Genomic DNA, 1,252 nt, shown 5'->3' on the forward strand with positions numbered 1-1,252 from the left:
CGCCGCGTCCTGCTGGAGGCCGCGCAGCGGGTTCGCGGCGGCGAGGACCGGGTAGCCCGCCCGCTTGAGCTGGCCTATCACACCGTTCCAGCTGGAGGAGTCGGCGAACGCCCCGTGCACCAGCACGACGGTCGGCTTGCCGCCGCGGGCGTGGTCCGCGACGGCCGAGGTGCCCGTCCGGGGCGCCCGGTCGGCCGGGCCGGCCGTCGCGCCGGAGGCGAACGCCAGGGTCGCGCCGCTCACCGCGGTCGCCGCGGTCGCCAGCAGAGCGCCCTTGGTGAGGACCGAACGCCGGGTGCTGTTGCTCGTCATGACTCTCTCGCTCTCCTCGTGGACCGCCGCGGTGTGCTCCGCCCGGCCCGTTGACCATGACCAAGAACCTATGACACAAGAACCTTGTGTGCAAGGCAATCGACTTCGTTATACTTGAACACAAGGCAAAAGGACGCCGGCCAAACCCCCTGACCTGCAACAGCAACACAACAAAGGAAAAGAATGTGACTCAGAACACAACACGAGAGGTCACTGTCGAGGAAACCGGACCATCCCTCTTCCTCGACGACCACCTCTGCTTCACCCTTTACGCCGCCTCACGCGCCGTAACAGGCATCTACCGCCCCCTACTCAGCACCCACGACCTCACCTACCCGCAGTACCTGGTACTGCTGGTCCTGTGGGAGCACGGCACGGTCCCAGTCAAGGACATCGTGTCCCGGCTCCACCTGGACCACGGAACCCTCACTCCCCTCCTCAAGCGTCTGGAGGGACGCGGACTCATCGGGCGGCGGCGCCGCGCTGACGACGAACGGGTGGTGGAAATCGCCCTGACGCCGGAGGGAGCGGACCTCAGAAAGAAGTTGCGCGCCGTACCACCCGTGATCGGTGACGCCATGGGCCTGGAACCCGAGGAGATCGAGACGGTCCGTGTCCTGCTGCGCAAGCTCACCGCCAACGTCGACCGGCACGCCAGTCCCACGGCATAGCCCGCCAGGACGCTCGGTCGGCGCGGCATCCCTCGACGCGCCACGGCGGTGGCGGGACGCACCGGATCGCACCGTCCCGCCACCGCCGTGGCGCGTCGAGGGCCGGTGGACCGGCCCGGTCTGCCGTCTCAGCGGCCGCCATCACCGGGGTAGCAGTGGAACCCCTCGCCCGTGGCGACACCCAGCTTGCCCTTGTCGATGTAGCGCTCCTTGATGAGCCGGGCGAACTCCCGCTGCTTGGCATCCCCGCGCGCAGCGATGTGATGGGC

1 protein-coding gene and 1 pseudogene are annotated in these 1,252 nt (G+C 68.4%); one reads left to right on the forward strand and one right to left on the reverse strand.

Features of this window, described 5'->3' with window-relative positions; genetic code table 11:
* Positions 1-312 (reverse strand): annotated as a pseudogene (locus tag KUM32_RS44245) (alpha/beta hydrolase); the annotation flags it as partial.
* A gap of 185 nt (positions 313-497) precedes the next feature.
* Here KUM32_RS44245 and KUM32_RS35735 point away from each other — a divergent pair.
* Positions 498-983 (forward strand): MarR family winged helix-turn-helix transcriptional regulator, encoded by a 486-nt coding sequence (locus KUM32_RS35735; RefSeq protein WP_217146076.1) that lies wholly within the window; start codon positions 498-500, stop codon positions 981-983.
* Positions 984-1,252 lie beyond the last annotated feature (269 nt).

Source organism: Streptomyces sp. AC627_RSS907 (assembly GCF_019049165.1).